Source organism: Pseudomonas sp. A2 (assembly GCF_023100865.1).
Classification (GTDB): domain Bacteria; phylum Pseudomonadota; class Gammaproteobacteria; order Pseudomonadales; family Pseudomonadaceae; genus Aquipseudomonas; species Aquipseudomonas asiatica.
Window position 1 is genome coordinate 1,627,268 of record NZ_CP039127.1, and the last position, 16,551, is coordinate 1,643,818.

15 protein-coding genes and 2 tRNA genes are annotated in these 16,551 nt (G+C 58.7%); 11 read left to right on the plus strand and 6 right to left on the minus strand.

Annotated features, from left to right (window positions below; translation table 11 throughout):
• Positions 1–132: 132 nt before the first annotated feature.
• Entirely contained in the window at positions 133–1,020 is an 888-nt protein-coding gene (locus tag E5221_RS07605) for an ATP-binding protein (protein WP_061552371.1), read from the plus strand.
• A complete protein-coding gene (locus tag E5221_RS07610) occupies positions 1,021–1,503 on the plus strand; it encodes a GAF domain-containing protein (RefSeq protein WP_003260813.1) in 483 nt (160 codons plus the stop codon).
• 127 nt (positions 1,504–1,630) lie between these two features.
• Here E5221_RS07610 and E5221_RS07615 read toward each other — a convergent pair whose 3' ends face one another.
• The gene (locus tag E5221_RS07615) at positions 1,631–2,398 is read right to left on the minus strand and encodes a hypothetical protein (protein ID WP_015269386.1); all 768 of its coding nucleotides are present in this window, start codon (positions 2,396–2,398) and stop codon (positions 1,631–1,633) included.
• 287 nt (positions 2,399–2,685) lie between these two features.
• Between E5221_RS07615 and E5221_RS07620 the strand changes: the two genes are divergently transcribed.
• From E5221_RS07620 to E5221_RS07630, 3 genes are all read left to right on the plus strand, one after another.
• Positions 2,686–2,761 (plus strand) — tRNA-Glu (locus E5221_RS07620).
• 4 nt (positions 2,762–2,765) lie between these two features.
• Positions 2,766–2,841 (plus strand) — tRNA-Gly (locus E5221_RS07625).
• A 226-nt stretch (positions 2,842–3,067) separates the two neighbouring features.
• A complete protein-coding gene (locus E5221_RS07630; protein WP_023435196.1) occupies positions 3,068–5,011 on the plus strand; it encodes an integrase arm-type DNA-binding domain-containing protein in 1,944 nt (647 codons plus the stop codon).
• A gap of 34 nt (positions 5,012–5,045) precedes the next feature.
• Here E5221_RS07630 and E5221_RS07635 read toward each other — a convergent pair whose 3' ends face one another.
• Positions 5,046–5,684: a substrate-binding domain-containing protein gene (locus E5221_RS07635; protein ID WP_029885977.1), complete on the minus strand. Its 639-nt coding sequence runs from the start codon at positions 5,682–5,684 to the stop codon at positions 5,046–5,048.
• Positions 5,685–5,803: 119 nt separating this feature from the next.
• On the opposite strand from E5221_RS07635, the gene E5221_RS07640 reads away from it, so the two are divergent.
• Positions 5,804–6,097 carry a helix-turn-helix transcriptional regulator gene (locus E5221_RS07640; protein ID WP_009459591.1) on the plus strand — a complete coding sequence of 98 codons (294 nt, stop codon included), beginning with the start codon at positions 5,804–5,806 and terminating at the stop codon, positions 6,095–6,097.
• Between the two features lie 22 nt (positions 6,098–6,119).
• On the opposite strand, the gene E5221_RS07645 is transcribed toward E5221_RS07640, so the two are convergent.
• The 3 genes from E5221_RS07645 to E5221_RS07655 all read right to left on the minus strand — a co-directional run bounded on the left by E5221_RS07645 (position 6,120) and on the right by E5221_RS07655 (position 10,135).
• The gene (locus E5221_RS07645; protein WP_023435198.1) at positions 6,120–7,010 is read right to left on the minus strand and encodes a LysR family transcriptional regulator; all 891 of its coding nucleotides are present in this window, start codon (positions 7,008–7,010) and stop codon (positions 6,120–6,122) included.
• Between the two features lie 502 nt (positions 7,011–7,512).
• Positions 7,513–8,727, minus strand: a complete 1,215-nt coding sequence (locus E5221_RS07650) for a glutathione-independent formaldehyde dehydrogenase (RefSeq protein ID WP_009459598.1) — start codon at positions 8,725–8,727, stop codon at positions 7,513–7,515.
• A gap of 466 nt (positions 8,728–9,193) precedes the next feature.
• Positions 9,194–10,135 (minus strand): LysR family transcriptional regulator, encoded by a 942-nt coding sequence (locus tag E5221_RS07655; RefSeq protein WP_054572497.1) that lies wholly within the window; start codon positions 10,133–10,135, stop codon positions 9,194–9,196.
• A gap of 483 nt (positions 10,136–10,618) precedes the next feature.
• On the opposite strand from E5221_RS07655, the gene E5221_RS07660 reads away from it, so the two are divergent.
• Positions 10,619–11,059 carry a DUF488 domain-containing protein gene (locus tag E5221_RS07660; RefSeq protein WP_023435199.1) on the plus strand — a complete coding sequence of 147 codons (441 nt, stop codon included), beginning with the start codon at positions 10,619–10,621 and terminating at the stop codon, positions 11,057–11,059.
• A gap of 375 nt (positions 11,060–11,434) precedes the next feature.
• The gene (gene uvrB / locus E5221_RS07665; protein ID WP_023435200.1) at positions 11,435–13,411 is read left to right on the plus strand and encodes an excinuclease ABC subunit UvrB; all 1,977 of its coding nucleotides are present in this window, start codon (positions 11,435–11,437) and stop codon (positions 13,409–13,411) included.
• Between the two features lie 149 nt (positions 13,412–13,560).
• Here the strand turns inward: uvrB and E5221_RS07670 are convergent, their stop codons facing one another.
• Positions 13,561–14,466 (minus strand): LysR family transcriptional regulator, encoded by a 906-nt coding sequence (locus E5221_RS07670; protein WP_023435201.1) that lies wholly within the window; start codon positions 14,464–14,466, stop codon positions 13,561–13,563.
• 154 nt (positions 14,467–14,620) lie between these two features.
• Here E5221_RS07670 and E5221_RS07675 point away from each other — a divergent pair, with 154 nt between their 5' ends.
• Genes E5221_RS07675 through E5221_RS07685 form a run of 3 tightly spaced genes read left to right on the plus strand, consistent with a single transcriptional unit; the run spans position 14,621 to position 16,525 of the window.
• Entirely contained in the window at positions 14,621–15,028 is a 408-nt protein-coding gene (locus tag E5221_RS07675) for a ketosteroid isomerase-related protein (protein WP_023435202.1), read from the plus strand.
• A 1-nt stretch (position 15,029) separates the two neighbouring features.
• Positions 15,030–15,638 carry a GNAT family acetyltransferase gene (locus tag E5221_RS07680; protein ID WP_023435203.1) on the plus strand — a complete coding sequence of 203 codons (609 nt, stop codon included), beginning with the start codon at positions 15,030–15,032 and terminating at the stop codon, positions 15,636–15,638.
• On the plus strand, positions 15,635–16,525 hold the full coding sequence (locus E5221_RS07685) for a carbon-nitrogen hydrolase family protein (protein WP_006402492.1): 891 nt from the start codon (positions 15,635–15,637) through the stop codon (positions 16,523–16,525). Before E5221_RS07680 ends, E5221_RS07685 begins: the two co-directional genes overlap by 4 nt.
• The last annotated feature ends 26 nt before the right edge of the window (positions 16,526–16,551 follow it).

Sequence of the window (16,551 nt, forward strand, 5' to 3'; positions counted from 1 at the left end):
GGCCTCTTCGCGGCTAAAGCCGCTCCCACAGGTACATCACAGGTCTCAAGGGCGGTGATAAACCTGTGGGAGCGGCTTTAGCCGCGAAGAGGCCGGCACAGCAGCCCCGAATCTGAATTTGCAGGAGCCCTGATGGACGCTCGCTTGATTGCTTTCCTGGACCGCGCCGAATCGGTACTGGCCCGCCTCGAACCCCTGTTGCCGGCCCAGCGCCCGAACATCGACTGGGCCACCACCCTGGCCGCGCGCTGGCAGCGTGATGGCCGCAGCGGCTACCTGCTGCCGCTGGAAGTCAGCCTGGACATTCGCCTGAGCGACCTGATCGGTGTCGACCAGCAGCGTGACCAGCTGGGCCGCAACACCCATCAGTTCATCAACGGCATGCCAGCCAACCATGCACTGCTGTGGGGCTCGCGTGGCACCGGCAAGTCGTCGCTGGTACGTGCCTTGCTGGCCGAGCACGCCGGTGCCGGCCTGCGCCTGATCGAGATCGAACGTGATCACCTGGCCGACCTGCCGCGTGTAGTCGAGCAGCTGCAGAAGCTGCCGCAGCGCTTCATCCTGTTCTGCGACGACCTGTCGTTCGAAGCCGGGGAGGGCGACTACCGGGTGCTCAAGAGCGTGCTAGACGGCTCGCTCGAGCAGGCTCCCGAAAATGTGCTGCTGTACGCCACCTCCAACCGCCGCCACCTGGTGCCGGAAAAGGAGAGCGACAACGAGAACTGGAAGCGCGTGGACGGCGAGCTGCACCCCAGTGAAGCGGTGGAGGACAAGATTGCCCTGTCCGACCGTTTTGGCCTGTGGCTGTCGTTCTACCCCTTCACCCAGGAACACTTCCTGAACGTGGTCGAGCACTGGATCGGCCAGCTCGCGCAAACTGCCGGCCTGGCCTGGCAGCGCAGCGAAGAACTCGACATCCTCGCCGTGCGCTGGGCCACCGGCCGCGGTAACCGTAATGGCCGTTGTGCCTATCAGTTCGCCCGCTACTGGGTCGGGCTGCAATTGCTGGAGCAAAAGTAAATGATCGACCTCAATGCCAGTGGCGCCGGCCTCGACGGCTACAACCTGCTGGCGGCGCAAGTGCAGGCGCTGTTTGCCGACGAGCGTGACTTCATCGCCAATGCCGCGCAGTTTTCGGCGTTCCTCTATAACCAGGTGGATGACCTGAACTGGGCGGGGTTCTACCTCAACCGCAACGAAGAACTGGTGCTGGGCCCGTTCCAGGGCCAGGTGGCATGCGTGCGCATCCCGTTCAGCAAAGGCGTGTGCGGGGCGGCAGCGGCCACCCGGCAGACCCAGCGGGTAGAGGACGTGCATGCGTTTCCGGGGCACATTGCCTGTGACAGCGCGTCCAACAGCGAGTTGGTGATCCCGCTGGTGAAGGAGGGCAGGCTGATTGGTGTGCTGGATCTGGACAGCCCCAAGCTTGGGCGCTTCAGTGAGGCGGATCAGGTGGGGCTGGAGCGGTTGGCGGCGATTTTTCTGGAGTTGACCGACTGTTGATATCTGTTGCCTGTACCGGCCTCTTCGCGGCTAAAGCCGCTCCTACAAGGATCGCACCAAGCCTGAGGGCGAGGCGGTCCCTGTGGGAGCGGCTTTAGCCGCGAAGAGGCCGGTAAAGGTTAAAGCATCAGTCGTACATCACCTTCTTCTTCCAGGTCTCTTCCTCATCGGTCTTGAGCCCCTGGGTCAGTTCATTCTGCTCGTCCTCCGCCGGGGCCATTCGGTCCAGCACCTGGGCATTGGCCCGGGCCAGCAGCTTCTCCAGGTACGTCAGCTGCTCTTCATACACCTTCGGTTCCGGCTGCTTGCGCAGGTACTGCACGCCGCGCTCGAAGGCCAGGCGCGCCTGGCCTGGCTGGTTTTTCTGCAGGGCCTGCTGGCCGAGGTTGTTGAAGAACTCGATATGCAGCAGCACCAGGATATGGCGGATTTCCTTGATCCATTGCTTGGCCTCGGGCGTGGGCAGGAAGCCCTCCTGGGCGGCGCGGGTCACCTGGTTGTGCAACGCTTCCAGCAGGAAGCGCACATCCTTGGCCTTGATCTCGGTCTGGATAGGGTTGGGCGGGTTGTTTACCGGGATTTGCGCACCCAGGGCAATCAGCCTCTCCAGTTCGGCGATGCGCGCCTTGATCTCGGCATTGTGCTTGTCCATCGCCAGTTGACGCTGGTTGAGGTTGAGCTCCAGGCGGGTCAGCAGCAACTTCAGGGCCGGGGTCATGAACTGGCCGGGGAAGGTCTCGGTGATTTCGCCACAGCGGCGCAGGCGGTCGGCCAGCTCGACCTTCATCCGGGCGCGTTCGAGCTTACCGTTCTCGACCACATTGTTTAGGTAGCCGATCACGATCAGCAACGCGATACCCGCCACGATGAGCAGGGTGATCAGAAGTGGTGTCACCGTTAATGCCTCATTGAAGAAGAATTACAGCTTTGAGTGTAGTGAGTTTGCCGGGGGGCGAATAGCGGCTTTAGCCGCGAAAGGGCCGGCACAGGATTGCTTCTCTCTATATCGGCAACCCATCCCGCATCTGCACCCCAACCCACCCGGAAGTCATTGATTTAAATAAATTTCTACAAAGGGGTTGACGCCTGTCCGAACCATCCATAGAATGCGCGCCACTTGCAGCGTAAAGCACACAGCGAAACGCGGCAGGGAGTGAAAGCAGGCAGTAATGCCAGCAGCGTGTCCCCTTCGTCTAGTGGCCTAGGACACCGCCCTTTCACGGCGGTAACAGGGGTTCGAGTCCCCTAGGGGACGCCAAATTGCGGGAATAGCTCAGTTGGTAGAGCACGACCTTGCCAAGGTCGGGGTCGCGAGTTCGAGTCTCGTTTCCCGCTCCAAATTTTGATCCACAGACTTCTACTGGGGTCTGTAGGTCATTGAAAAAAGGAGCTTCGGCTCCTTTTTTCATTCCAGCGAGTGCCACGGAAATCCACCCACAGCTACCGTTTTTGAGTGACCAAATAAGGCACAAGAATATGGGTGGGTTGGCTACCGGATAGTTGCTGGGGCTGAGCGGGAACCATGACGAGCATAGGGCCTAAGTCATTACTTAGGAGTCTCGAAATGGCGCTCTCTGATCTGACCGTCCGGCAGGCGAAGACCACCGGAAAACGCTACACCCTCTCCGACAACGACTGCCTGGGCCTGATGGTCTCAGCCGCAGGCGGCAAGTCATGGCAATTCCGCTACTACTGGCTGGGCAAGCAAAAGCGCCTGTGCCTGGGTGGCTATCCTGCCCTCAGCCTGCGCGAGGCCCGGACCGAGCGGGACAAGGCCCAGGCCCTGCTCGCCAGGGGGATCGATCCCCAGGTCGAGCGCGACCAGAAACGGCACGCGGCCAAGCTGGCGGGCGAATACACCTTCAAGACCGTCTTCGATGCTTGGGTAGAGCATCGCCGCAAGGAACTCAAGGAAGGCCGTCAGAGCACGCTTTCCCAGATCCTGCGCATCTTCAACAAGGACGTGCTGCCCACTCTGGGAAAGATGTCGATCTACGACATTCGTCGCCCCCAGCTCCTGGGCGTCCTGGCGGCGATCGAGAAGCGCAAGGCGTTCACCACCGCCGAGAAAGTCCGCACCTGGTTCAACCAGATGTTCCGATATGCGCTGGTCATCGCCGAGGGACTGGAAGTCAACCCGGCCGCGGACCTGGACGTGGTGGCCGAGCCCAAGCCCCCGGTGGCCCACAACCCCTACCTGCACCTGCCCGAGATGCCCGAGTTCCTTCAGAGGCTCCGGCTCTACAACCCCCGTGGCTGGCAGACCCAGCTTGGCGTCCGGCTACTGTTCCTGACCGGGGTGCGCACCGGCGAACTGCGGTTGGCCGAACCTGAACAGTTCGACCTCGACAGGGGCTTGTGGATCATCCCGCCGCAGATCGTCAAGCAGCTCCAGGACGAAATGCGCAAGGCGGGGAAGCGGCCGCAGGACGTGCCCCCCTATATCGTGCCGCTGTCCCTGCAGGCCATCGAGATCGTCCGCTACCTCCTGGGCGCAATGCGGCCGGCGCAAAAATACCTGCTGTCGCACCGTAGCGAACTCAAGAAGCGCATCAGCGAGAACACTCTCAACAAGGCCTTGCAGCTCATGGGCTACGAGGGGCGTCTGACCGGCCACGGCATTCGTGGCACCATCTCGACGGCGCTCAACGAGATCGGCTACCCCAAGATTTGGGTGGACGCGCAACTTTCGCACTCCGACCCGAACAAGGTGAGTTCGGCCTACAACCACGCCAAGTACGTGGAGCCGCGCCGCCGGATGATGCAGGACTGGGCCGATCGCCTCGACCTGCTCGAACAGGGCGAAGTGGGAGCCGCGAGCGCGCACCTGACCATCCGTATCGACGGGGTGCCGGCGATGGCGGAAGTGGAGGACGCGATGGACGCGGCCCCCGCGGTGGCCGAGCAGGCTCCCTCCGTCGCCCCGCCAGTGGTGGCCACGCCCATCGTCGTGACCCCGAACAGCGGCGGGATCACGTTCCAGCGGCTGTCGCAGGTGCCGCCACCGCCGACGCATGCCCCGGAGCCCGAAGTCTCTGCAATCCAGCGCGAGCGGGAAGAAATGCTGGCCATGTACGAGTCGCCGAACAACCTGCCGGTCCCGCTGTTCGGCAAGCTGGCCGGAAAATCCAAGGACCAGATCAACCGCGAGCTGAAGGCGGGCAAGCTGCTGTCCATCAGCTTGGGCAACCGGGGACAACGCGTTCCCGACTGGCAACTTGTACCGCTCAAGCACAGGCTGGCTCAGGTGCTCATGAATCAGTATCCACACGCGGATTCGTGGGACCTGTACCGCATGCTGACCCAGCCGCACCCTGACCTGGGGGACCGCGCGGCCATTGATACGGTCACGCCGACCAACGTGCCCGCGATCATCCGGGTCATCACGGGCGACTACCAGCACCATGCGGATACGCCCGAGACTATTGCCCCGCACCCCATCCCCGAGGATGTGCGGCAAAGCGTCCGCCGGTTGGTTGATAGCGCAGTGGTGCTTGAGGGTGCCTGACACTCGCGCTTCAACCTATGGCCGCGGGCGCCTGCTACGCAGCGCCTGCCCTGGCAACTTCCATCGCTCTGCGCTCGAACCGCTCAAAAACGGAGTCGGCTTGGGCGTGGGGCCGCTGCAGGTATGTCACGATCTCGTAGGGGCCGTCTGAAAGCGGGCGCATAGTGATCCCCCACGCATGGGCACGCTCAATGCGCGATTGCGCGGAGAGCCCCACTCCGTAGCCAGCGGTGACCCAAAGCGCCATCATCTCGAACGAAGTCACATGCTGAATGCTCTGTTGGCTCAACGGAAGGGAAGACAGTCGCTGATCGAGCAGTAGGCATGCCTCCGTCGGCCAGCGAAACACCGGATAGTCCAGAAGCTCGGCAAGCGTGATTTTCGCCTGGGCAAGTAAGGGGGACCCCAGCGGCATTGCAACGGCCATGTTCTCGACCCAGAGCGGCTGGCTTTTCACGGCCGGAGCACCAGTGTTCCGAAGCGACATTCCAGCGTCATAGCGGCCTTCCTCAAGGCCCGTCATCAGGTCGTCGCCTGAGGTCTCAAAGAACGCGATGGTGACTTCCGGCTCCTCCGCTCGCTGTAGGGCAAGAAGCGTTGTGAGGCAAGAGGATGGCACTCCAGGTGCGATAGCAAGCCTGAAATGGGAAAACTGGCTGGTGGCGTCATGCATGAGGGCCCCCAATAAGCGATCTGTCCAGAAAGGCAAACCAGCGTCGCAGGAAAGAGTGAAGTTTAACGTCGTTATTTTTAACGTGGTTAATTGTGGCAGATTGTTTGACGCTTCTGCTAATGCAGAAATCAACAATTCAGCCAGGCCGTCCTTCTGGCACATCGACGTATGAATCCGAGTCGGCGTTAGCCTTCGGACAGGCCGTGCGCGCTGCGCGCGTCGCTCAGGGAGTCGCGCAAGACGAGTTCGCATCTCGGGCAAGCATTTCGCGTTCTCACATGGGTAAGATCGAGCGTGGTGAGCACGTGCCCACGCTTCCGCTCATACTGAAAATTTCTACGGCACTCGGAATAAGCGCGGCTGACCTGATGACGGCGACCGAACGCAATCTGCGTGCCGACACTGATCCCTGAGTGTCTGGCCTGCCAGGCTTCGTCAACCGTCCGAAGAGTCGCGTAGGCGAACGATAAATCGCTCCACCGAAGCCGATAAATTGCTGCCGTCGGGCCGAAGCAGGTAGGTCGTGATCACGGCAGAATCCATCGCCAAGGGGCGGATCACCACATCCGGCCGTTGGGAGATGGGAATCTTGGTCGCCGTCATGAAGCCGATGCCGTAGCCGGCGCCGACCAAGGTGAGCATCATGTCGAGCGAGGATACTTCCTCGACAACATTCAGCTTGTGCTCCAACGTGTTGAGCAGCCGCTTGAGTTCGCGGCAATAGCCCTCGCATACCTGCGGGTCGCACAGGACAAGTGGATGGCCTTGGAGTTCTTGAAGTGGCACCTCCTTGTAGGTGAGCAATGAGTGTCGAGCTGGCACAGCAATCACCAGCGGGTCGCGCCAGATTGCTTCGGCAGCGATACCGTCGCCGACATCGGCCGTGTGCGCGAACCCGATCATGAAGTCGCCCGAACGCAAGCCACGCACTTGCTCTGCCAGAGGCACCTCTGACAAGCGTATTTCGATCTCCGGCTCCTCGGCGCGACAACGAGCCAGAAATGCCGACAGCCGTGGATCGATAGCTCCATCTGATACTGCAATGCGCAGGCTACCGCGCAAGCCCGCTGCCACAGCCTTGGCGTTTTCACGAGCCTGTTCCAGCACAGTGAATAGACGGCGTACATCTTGCAAGAAGACCGCACCCGCCGCCGTCAGAACTGTTCCTCGCCGGTTGCGGTCGAAGAGCACTACGCCCAACTCGTCCTCAAGTTCCTTGATGGCTCGTGATAGCGGTGGTTGTTCGATATGCAGGCGCTCAGCCGCCCGCGTGAAATGTAGCTCCTCAGCAAGAACTACGAAGCAGCGAAGATGGCGCAGCTCCATAGGCCACCCTCCCGTTCCGACTTATCCAACACTGTGCTATCTCCCTATAGAAGTGACTGCCATTCTGGCGGCGGCGAGTTCGGCCACGTCTTTGGAAACTTCTGGCTGAATGAGCCAGGGCTGGGTTGATCGTGCGATGGCCCGAGGCCGGCACAACACCAGGCGAGCCTGATCAAGTCCGTGGGGTGGTCAGGATCAGACGAAGGCTATGTCCAGCCATGCACGTCAATGGACGCCGTGCATCGCCTCCGTCCGACCCTTGGTCGATTGCGAACCAGGCGCCCGAACACGCCTGCGGTTGATCATCACCTGCGGATGCTGAGGCTCTGCTCCTGGCCCGAGCCAAGGCAAGTACCCCGTCAAAATCACAACGCCTTGGGGCAGCAGGCAAATGCCGGCGAAAATATTCGCCGGCTCCAGTTGCTGGCCGGGGACCTGCGGAGCCAGAATGCCTCTCACCAGAAAGTGTGAGACATCCTGATGCTTAGCCCGCGCCGGATGCTTACTGCCGCACTGAACCATGCGGGTCGATGACGTACTTGTATGCAGAACCCGCGTCGAACTCCTTGTACGCGGCGGGCGCGTCTTCGAGCTTGATGAACTTAGTGTTCATCATCGGCGAAAGGTAAGGCATGCGATCGTTCAGTATCGCCCGCATTAACGCGTGGTTGTAGTTGGCCGTCGGAGATTGACCAGCCGACATTCGCGGCGACTTGATCCAGGCGTTGGACCATTCCAGATCCATATGGCCTTTCTTGGCTTTCGGGTCTTTCGAGATCGGGTTTGCGCAGTACACACCGACCGTACTGGTCATTCCGCCGAAGCGGACATATTTGAGCATTGCGTTGGTAACAGCGCTCTCCACGATCTTGTCAGCCTCCGCGCCAAACCCGCGGCAGTCCACACCAACATAGTCGATGACGCGATCCACCTCCCTGTGCCCGGTAATGCGTTCGAGATGCTCCTCGATCGGCACGCCGTCGGAAAGGTTGATGGTTTCCACGCCGTGTGGCTTGAGAAGGTCCAGCCGCTCTTGAATGTAATCGGCAACGATGATGGCGCCTGCACCCAGAAGTCTGGCGCAGGCGGCACCCGCTCTGCCGACCGGCCCGGCACCGAAGATCAGGATGTTCTCGCCGACGACGTAGGCCGGTGCGGCTGGCCAGTCTGGGCCAGCGAACCCATGGAAAGCTGTGGGTAGTACGTCAGAGAGAAGGGTCAGATCGCGGATTTTTTCCATGGCGGCATCCTTGTCAGGGAAGCGAAGGAGATTGAAATCCGCATACGGTACGAAGAGATAATCACCTTGGCCCCCCGTCCAGCCACCGAGGTTGAACCCGTAGGCTCCGCAGTCGATTTCGGGGTTGGTGTTCTCGCATACATCGGAGCGCATATGCTTGCAGTTGTAACAACGCCCACACCCCACATTGAAGGGAACGGAAACGATGTCGCCCTTCTTCACGACTTCGACGTCTGATCCCACTTCGATCACTTCGCCGGTCATTTCATGGCCCATGGTCATTCCCTTGGGAACAGCAAACGAACCGCGATAAATGTGAAGGTCGCTGCCACAGATATTTGTGGTAACTATTTTGAGGATAGCGCCATGGGGTGCGCTTTTCCCTTGAGGGGTTATCAGCTCTGGAAATTTGAAGGTGTTGACCTTCATTTCCAAGGGCTTCTCGAAAGTCACGATTCGGTTACCGGTCGGAGTCATTTCGTCACCTCTGTGCGTTAATGTTTCCATCTTCTAAATCGAAGTGGGAAACGAGACTTACCGCTGTCAAGAAGAACGATCGTGGTACTGCCTAGCCGTTGGCCGCGTCTCCTTCTGCGGTCTTGACAGCATAGGATCAAGCTCAGAAGTGGTCAAACTGGAATAATCTATGTGCAGATAGGCACAATCTATCTACGCGGGCTCGTCGAGCCGTGCTCGTCTCCTAGCCGGGAGAGGGCAACGATCATCGCTACATCGCGCCTCCTAGCTTGATCTAGGAACAGTCAGCTCGACCCAGCGAAACATGAGGACGCCGCACGCAGCAGGTACTCCTGTCCCCCTAGTTGCCCCTGGACCTGGTGGACTTCGATGGGTTGCTCAGCACGTGGCGCCTGTTAGCGGCGCACACGGCATGCCTGCAATCTTCGCCTGGTTGAAGCAATACAGAGTTGCTCTTCAAGACTCGCTATTTCAGGGGGCTTTGAGATGAGTCTGCTTTGGGCTGGAACCGACGATGGATCGATATAACGGATTGAAGCGTGGCAGCGAGTTCGGGGGTGTGCACCATTTCGAGCAATGCACGCGATGACGGTGCCTCGAACGCATTTTTCCCAGCAACGAATCCGACATTTGAGTGCGACATTGGTCCATTGATTGCGATTGCGTGGAGATTTGGAATGTGCGCGAGTTGGCCGGCGAGAGATTGCGGAAGAACTGCCGAATATTTTCCTGTCGCCACGTGTGCCGATAGCACGTCAATTGAATCAGTGCGAATAGTCTGTGCGGTACATTGCGTCAGCCTATCTTGAATGGGTTCAGGTACTGCCGAGTTCAGCACGCAGAGTTGTCTATTGAGAACATGGTCCCACGTTGTGCTTCGGGGTTGCTGTGTTCTCGCGGCGTGAAAAAGGAAAATGCGTTCACGGTACAGAAGGTGAGTATCGAAGTCTTCCCCTGGGATATCCTCCAAATGCATGAGTGCGATATCCAAATTGTTTTCTCGAATCGCCTGTAGCAGGGAAGAAGCGCCGGAAACCAGAACTGATTGTTGAAGTAAGGGCGTTTTTTCAGCAAGGGCGATGCTTAATGTGGGCGCTACACCGGCAGTTCCTGGGAGTATCCCTAGCCGGAATTGCCCCTCTATACCTCGCCGTAGTGCGGAGAGTTCTCGCTCCAGCCCTTTGCAGTCGTCATACATCTGCTGAGCCCAAGACAGTACGCGCATCCCTTCAGAAGTGAGGCCGTCATAGCGTCGGCCATGACGCACGATCTCGACACCCATGTCTTCCTCCAATTGCTTAATGCCCGCGGAGAGTGTCGGCTGAGAAACATTGCAGCTTTTGGCCGCGTTGCCAAAATGGCCTTCACGGTGCAAAGCAAGCAAGTATTCAAAGTTTCTTACGATCATATATTTTCTTCTGATAAAGTTGATTAGATTTTATACTTTCACGAAAAACCCTGCGCACGCTTCGATCCGCGTCCAACCTTGGACACATAGCTGGCACGCATGAAAGGCTGCTGCGCGCAGTGCCCATACAGTAGGTTCGACTCGTCATCGACGGTCAGCACCACAACGCACGGGACAGCCAATAGCGCGAACACAGGTGCTTCGCGCTGTGGGGCGAGTCGTCCTCATGTAGCTTAGCAGTTGGCGCGTTCTGGAAGGGAGTAAGCGTGAGTGGTGAGGCACGCAACCGCAAAAGGCGGTGCTAAGCTCTTGAGCTGTTCGGGTCGTGGCCGCGAGTCGTTGAAGCGGCGAGAGAATGGAGCCTGCCGTGGCCGTTGTGGCGCAGCTAGTACACCATGCCCCCAGCGTTTCCTTAGCTGCGATTGACGGACATGCCTGGCGGTAGCTCAATAACAGCCATTTATGGATGAAGGAACGAGGGGAATGAGGCAGATGAAGATATTCACGATTGGATTCACTAAGACCTCCGCGCGGTCCTTCTTCACCAAGTTAAGTGCTTCTGGTGCCAAGCGCCTTGTCGATGTTCGCCTGAATAATGTTTCGCAATTGGCCGGCTTCGCTAAACGCGAGGATCTTCGATATTTTTCCGAGGCGTTGTGCGGGATGGAATATGAACATCTACCAGCACTTGCTCCAACCAAAGACATGTTCGAGGAATATAAAATAAAAGGGGGAGATTGGGATATCTACGCCAGGAAATTTCTGGATTTAATGTCGTCCCGAAAGATTGAGTCAATCGATAAAGAAAAGATTGATAACAGTTGCCTGCTTTGCAGCGAAGACAAGCCCCATCACTGCCATCGGAGGCTAGTGGCCGAGTACCTTGCAGGCAAATGGCCGAATGTTGAGATCGTGCATCTTTAGAGGGGCGACGTAGCTCCACGTTTCCAACGCCTCGTCTGGAGGGCTGAGAGAGACAAAGGCGCGTATCGGCGGGAGCCGGCGCCACACATTGGGCGTACAGAGCAACCTCGCCCGCCACGGCTCGATGTCGGCGCTCAACGAGGCGAGTGGCTCCAGGTGCATTGGCAGACGGGCCGCTGGCTGACGTCGTGGCGATCGGCGGATATGCACTGGGAAGCCCGCCCATGTGTTGGGCTATCATGTTGGCGACGCCTGCGCCCAGGTGGGGCGCGGCAGGATCGCCGTCATTTACACCCCAGTTTGGTACTGCTATAGGTCTTCTGAAATAGCCGATACATCAGGACAAATTGAAGTAGCTCAATTAGGAGATATCTAATGTCAACCGGTACGTTCATTCTGCACTCCAGCTATACGCCGGCGGGGGACCAGCCAGAGGCGATAGCGCGCCTACTGTCGGACATAGAAGAAGGTGCGACACACCAGACGCTGAAAGGTATCACCGGCTCAGGTAAGACCTTTACGATGGCGAATGTGATTCATCGTCTGAAGCGGCCCACATTGATCTTGGCTCCTAACAAGACGTTGACCGCGCAGCTTTATGGTGAAATGAAGCACTTCTTTCCCGAGAATGCTGTCGAGTACTTCGTTTCCTACTACGATTATTTTCAGCCCGAGATCTATATGCCGGGCACCGATCGTTTCATTCCAAAGGACTCGGCCATCAACGACCACCTTGAGCGCCTACGCCTGTCCACGACCAAATCCTTGATTGAGCGCCGCGATGTGATCGTCGTCGCTTCGGTGTCTTCAATCTACGGCCTGGGTGACCCGGATGCGTACCGAGCGTTACAGATCGCTCTGTCCCCTGGCGTCAAAATAAACCAGAGAGAGCTGATTCGTCGCTTGGCTCTGCTGCAATATGATCGCACTGAGCGCACTCTCAAACGTGCAACGTTTCGGGTGCAAGGTGATGTGATCGATATCTTTCCTGCTGATTCCGAGCATAGGGCAGTTCGGGTGGAACTGCTGGATGACTCTGTTGCGTCTGTTCAATGGCTAGACCCTGTTACAGGTAAAACGCTGGGGGCAATTGACCATTACTTGGTTTCGCCAAAGACGCTTTTTGCACCGCCCACGAATAAAATAGATTCCGCGTCCAAGAAGATACTCGCTGATATGGAAGAGCGGGTTGCCGAGCTTAACAGAAATAATCGCTTGGTCGAGGCAAACAGGCTGTACGAGCGGATCACGCATGACGTGGAGATGATGCGCGAGGTAGGCTATTGTTCGGGGATGGAGAATTATTCCTGCTACTTCAGCGACCGGGACCCGGCCTCGCCTCCGATCACATTGCTGGATTACCTGCCGAAAGATGGGCTTCTGTTCGTCGATGAATCCCACGTCATGGTGCCACAGATATCCGCAATGTACCGGGGGGATCAGGCGCGCAAGGAGACGTTGATAGATTACGGGTTCCGCTTGCCTTCGTCTAAGAACAATCGCCCGTTGAACTTTGGTGAATTCGAGAAGGTCAAGCCACAGACCATCTTCGTTTCCGCGACGCCGGGTGACTACGAGTTGAAGGTGTCGAAAGACAGGGTTGTCGAACAGGTTATCAGGCCGACGGGACTGCTTGATCCCGAGGTTGAGGTGCGCAAATCGGATGGGTACATAGATGATCTGCTTGCTGAAATATCGAAGTGCGTGAAGAAGAAAAATCGCGTGCTCGTGACCACGCTGACGAAGGTCAGTGCAGAAGAGCTAACGGATTTCTTGACGGACCATGGGATTCGAGCGCGCTACATGCATTCGGACATAAAAGCGGAGGATCGTGTTGAGATCATCAATGGCCTGCGCGCAGGAGAGTTCGATGTTTTGATTGGGATTAGCCTTTTGCGCGAAGGGCTGGATATTCCCGAGGCATCATTGGTTGCTATTCTCGATGCGGATCGGGCAGGCTTCCTGCGGTCGGCCCAGGCACTCATTCAGATGATAGGTCGAGTTGCTCGGAATGAAAACGGAAAGGCGATCTTGTACGCCGACGTGACGACTCCGGCGATGAAACAGGCGATCGATGAGACAAATAGGCGCAGGCAGCTTCAAATTGCCTTTAACGAAGAAAATGGAATTTCTCCGGTCTCCTCTGTGCGAAAACTAGCAGGAGAAGAGACGAGTACGGAGGAGCCCACAGTTCATACCGAGGCTTTTTGCGAGAATTTGTCCGACCTTTGCGACCAAATTACTGCCAAGGAGCAACAGTTGCTCGAATTTACTGATACTGGCGACGAGCAGCGCGTGGAAGATATCCGTCATCAGTTGGATGGGTTGTACCGGCAATTTATTTATATCTAATCGTTCGCCGGCATTGGATTGCATGGCCGACCGATCTGCACTTGGCGCAAGGGGCAGACGGTCGGCTCATCATTCAAACGGAGGGGTGAACCGCCGAGGCTCAGTGCCCCGCTTTCCAAGGCAGGTGTCCTACAGCGTCTTGCGGCGTGTCAGCGCAAAGCTGGCAACGATCCAACGGCGACCAGCATTTCATCAAATACCGCTCGAACCCTTCCCGGAATGGGGCCACGCTGAGGCCGATAGACGTACAACCCCCATGCCGGAGGTTCTTCGGTCTCCAGCACTCGCACGAGCTTCCCGCTGGCAATGTAGGGGGCAGCCATGTAGTCCGCCAGTTGCGCGAACGCGATTCCGGCCAACGCTGCCCCCATTTCCATGTCGGCGTTGTCGGCGACGAGGGTGGGAGCGGTGGGTGTCCACTGGCGTCCCGCCTTGAAGTGCCAAGGCCAGGGGCGGCCGGTATTGATATCCAAGGCCACGGTGACCGGCAGGCTGCTTAGCGCATCGATGTTTTCAGGTACACCCACTTTCTTGATCAGGCGCGGAGCGGCAACGATTGGGAGTCTCATGTCGGCCGCCTTGCGCGCGACGAAGCGGCTATCGCGCATGAATCCGACCCTGATCCCAACGTCAATCCCTTCGTCAACCGTGTTGCTGATGCGATCGGACAGGCGCACATCCAGAGTGATACCAGGATGACGCGCGGCCACGCGTTCCAGTGCAGGCAGCACCGCTCTGGTGCCCAAACTGTGCGGTGCGGTGATGCGAACCGTGCCGGACAGGGATGCCTGCTGGTCGGACCCAGGCGTCCGCCATAGATCCTCGAACCGCTCCAATGCCGGGCGCACCTGGTCTAACAGCCCTTCGCCGAAGGCGGTGATGCGCACCTGGCGTGTGCTTCGATGAAACAACACCTCGCCGTAGTGTTGCTCCAGTTGCTGGATGGCACGGGTGACACCTTGCGGAGAAGTCCCCAGCCGGACGGCCGCATCGCGAAAACTGCTGCTTTCGGCCGCCACCCGAAAGATGCGCAGTAGTTCCATTTCCTTGTTCATGACGAACACCTCATGGCCAGTTTCGCTGCTCGTTAATTGTTCCAGATAGTGGAATTATAAAATCGCAACAATTCCATATACAAGGGAGGCGCGGTTGCCCAAACTGGCAACACCCCCGAATGCTCCGCGCCTAACAACCCAACAAGGAACGCGAATGAACGCTGCGACTCTCATCACCGCCTACTACGACGCCTTCAACCGCGGCGATCGCGAGGCCATGCTGTCCATGTTGACCGATGACGTTGCGCACGACTTGAACCAAGGCGCTCGTGAGGTCGGTCGCGAAGCCTTCCGCGCCTTCCTGCGGCGCATGGATCGCTGCTATGGCGAGCAACTGCGCGGCATCGTGGTGATGGTCAGCGCCGACGGCCTGCGCGCAGGCGCGGAGTATGTGGTGCATGGCGAATACAAAGTGACGGACGACGGACTGCCGGAAGCACAGGGCCAGCGCTACGTGCTGCCGGGTGGCGCGTTCTTCGACATCCGCGATGGCAAGATCGCTCGTGTCACCAACTACTACAACCTCGGCGACTGGATCGCACAGGTCGGAGGGGATGCCTGAAATGACCAGCGACGTGCAGGTGCTGGTTCGTCGTGGATCGGACATTGCCGAATGGTTCGACACCGTGGCACATCTGCGGGCGAAGGTCTTCCGCAGCTTTCCATACCTGTACGAGGGCGACATCGAATACGAGAAGCACTACCTTTCCATGTACGCTCGTTCGGCAGACAGCCTGCTGGTGCTCGCGCTCGCTGATGACCTGGTCGTGGGTGCGTCCACGGGGTTGCCTCTCGGCGATGCAGAGCCGGCCTTCCAGGTGCCGTTCGCCGATCGAGGAGTCCCGATGGAGGCAGTGTTTTACTGCGGCGAATCAGTCCTGCTCCCGGCCTTCCGGGGGCTTGGCCTGGGCCACCGCTTCTTTGACGAACGCGAAGCGCATGCTCGTTCGTTGGGCGGCATGCAGTGGACATCGTTTGCGTCGGTGGATCGAGCAGACGACGATCCTCGGCGTCCTTCCAACTACCGCAGTAATGATCCCTTCTGGACCCGTCGTGGCTACGTGCGGCAGTCGGACATGAAGGTTACGCTGCCCTGGAAGCAGGTGGGTGAGCCAAGCGAAACCGAGCAGACGCTCACGATGTGGCTGCACTCCCTGGAGAACGCGAAATGAAAGTGGCAGTTGCGAAATACGCAGTGGGCCAGCCCACGGACTTCGAGGCATTTGCTGCGCGGCAGCGACTGGTTCTGGAGGAGGCGCGTCGTGGCGGGGCGGAACTGGCCGTGTTGCCCGAGTATCTATCCCTCGAACTGGCTGCAACGTGCGAGCCGAGCATTCGCCATGATTTCAACGCCTCTCTGGCCGCGCTGCAGGCCTTGCAGTCTCCGTGGCTGGCACTGTATGCCGACTTGTCGCGCGAGTTATGCATGACCATTCAGGCCGGTACGTTTTTGACCCAGGTTGGACTGAACCGCTATCGCAACCGGGCTTGGTGGTTTGCGCCTGACGGTACACGCGACTACCAGGACAAATTGCAGTTAACGGGGTTCGAGAAAGACACCGGCGTCATCGAGGGTGGCGACGAACTCAAGGTGTTCGATCTGAAAGGCGTGCGTGCCGGCATCGCTGTCTGCTACGACAGTGAGTTTCCATTGCCCGTGCGAGCCCAGCGAGAGGCGGGGGCGCGCCTGCTGCTGGTCCCGAGCTGTACCGACACCCGAGCAGGTGCAACCCGGGTCCGTGTGGGCTGCATGGCGCGGGCACTGGAGAACCGAATGTTCATCGCGCAGGCCGTGACGACTGGAACTGCCGACTGGAGTCCGGCGCTGGACACGAACACTGGCGAGGCCACGATCTACGCACCAATGGATCGTGGATTCCCGGAGGATGGCATTCTCGCGACGACTTGCGGCACGCAGACATGGGCGATCGCTGATCTTGACGTAGATGCGCTCGAACGAAACCAAGAACAGGCCCAGGTTGCAGTCGATCGCGACTGGGACGGTCAGATGTTGCCTGCACTGCGGAATGCTCGGTACTCGGGTCGTAAGGTCGCCTAGCCGGGGTCATCTTGATAGCTTCAGCT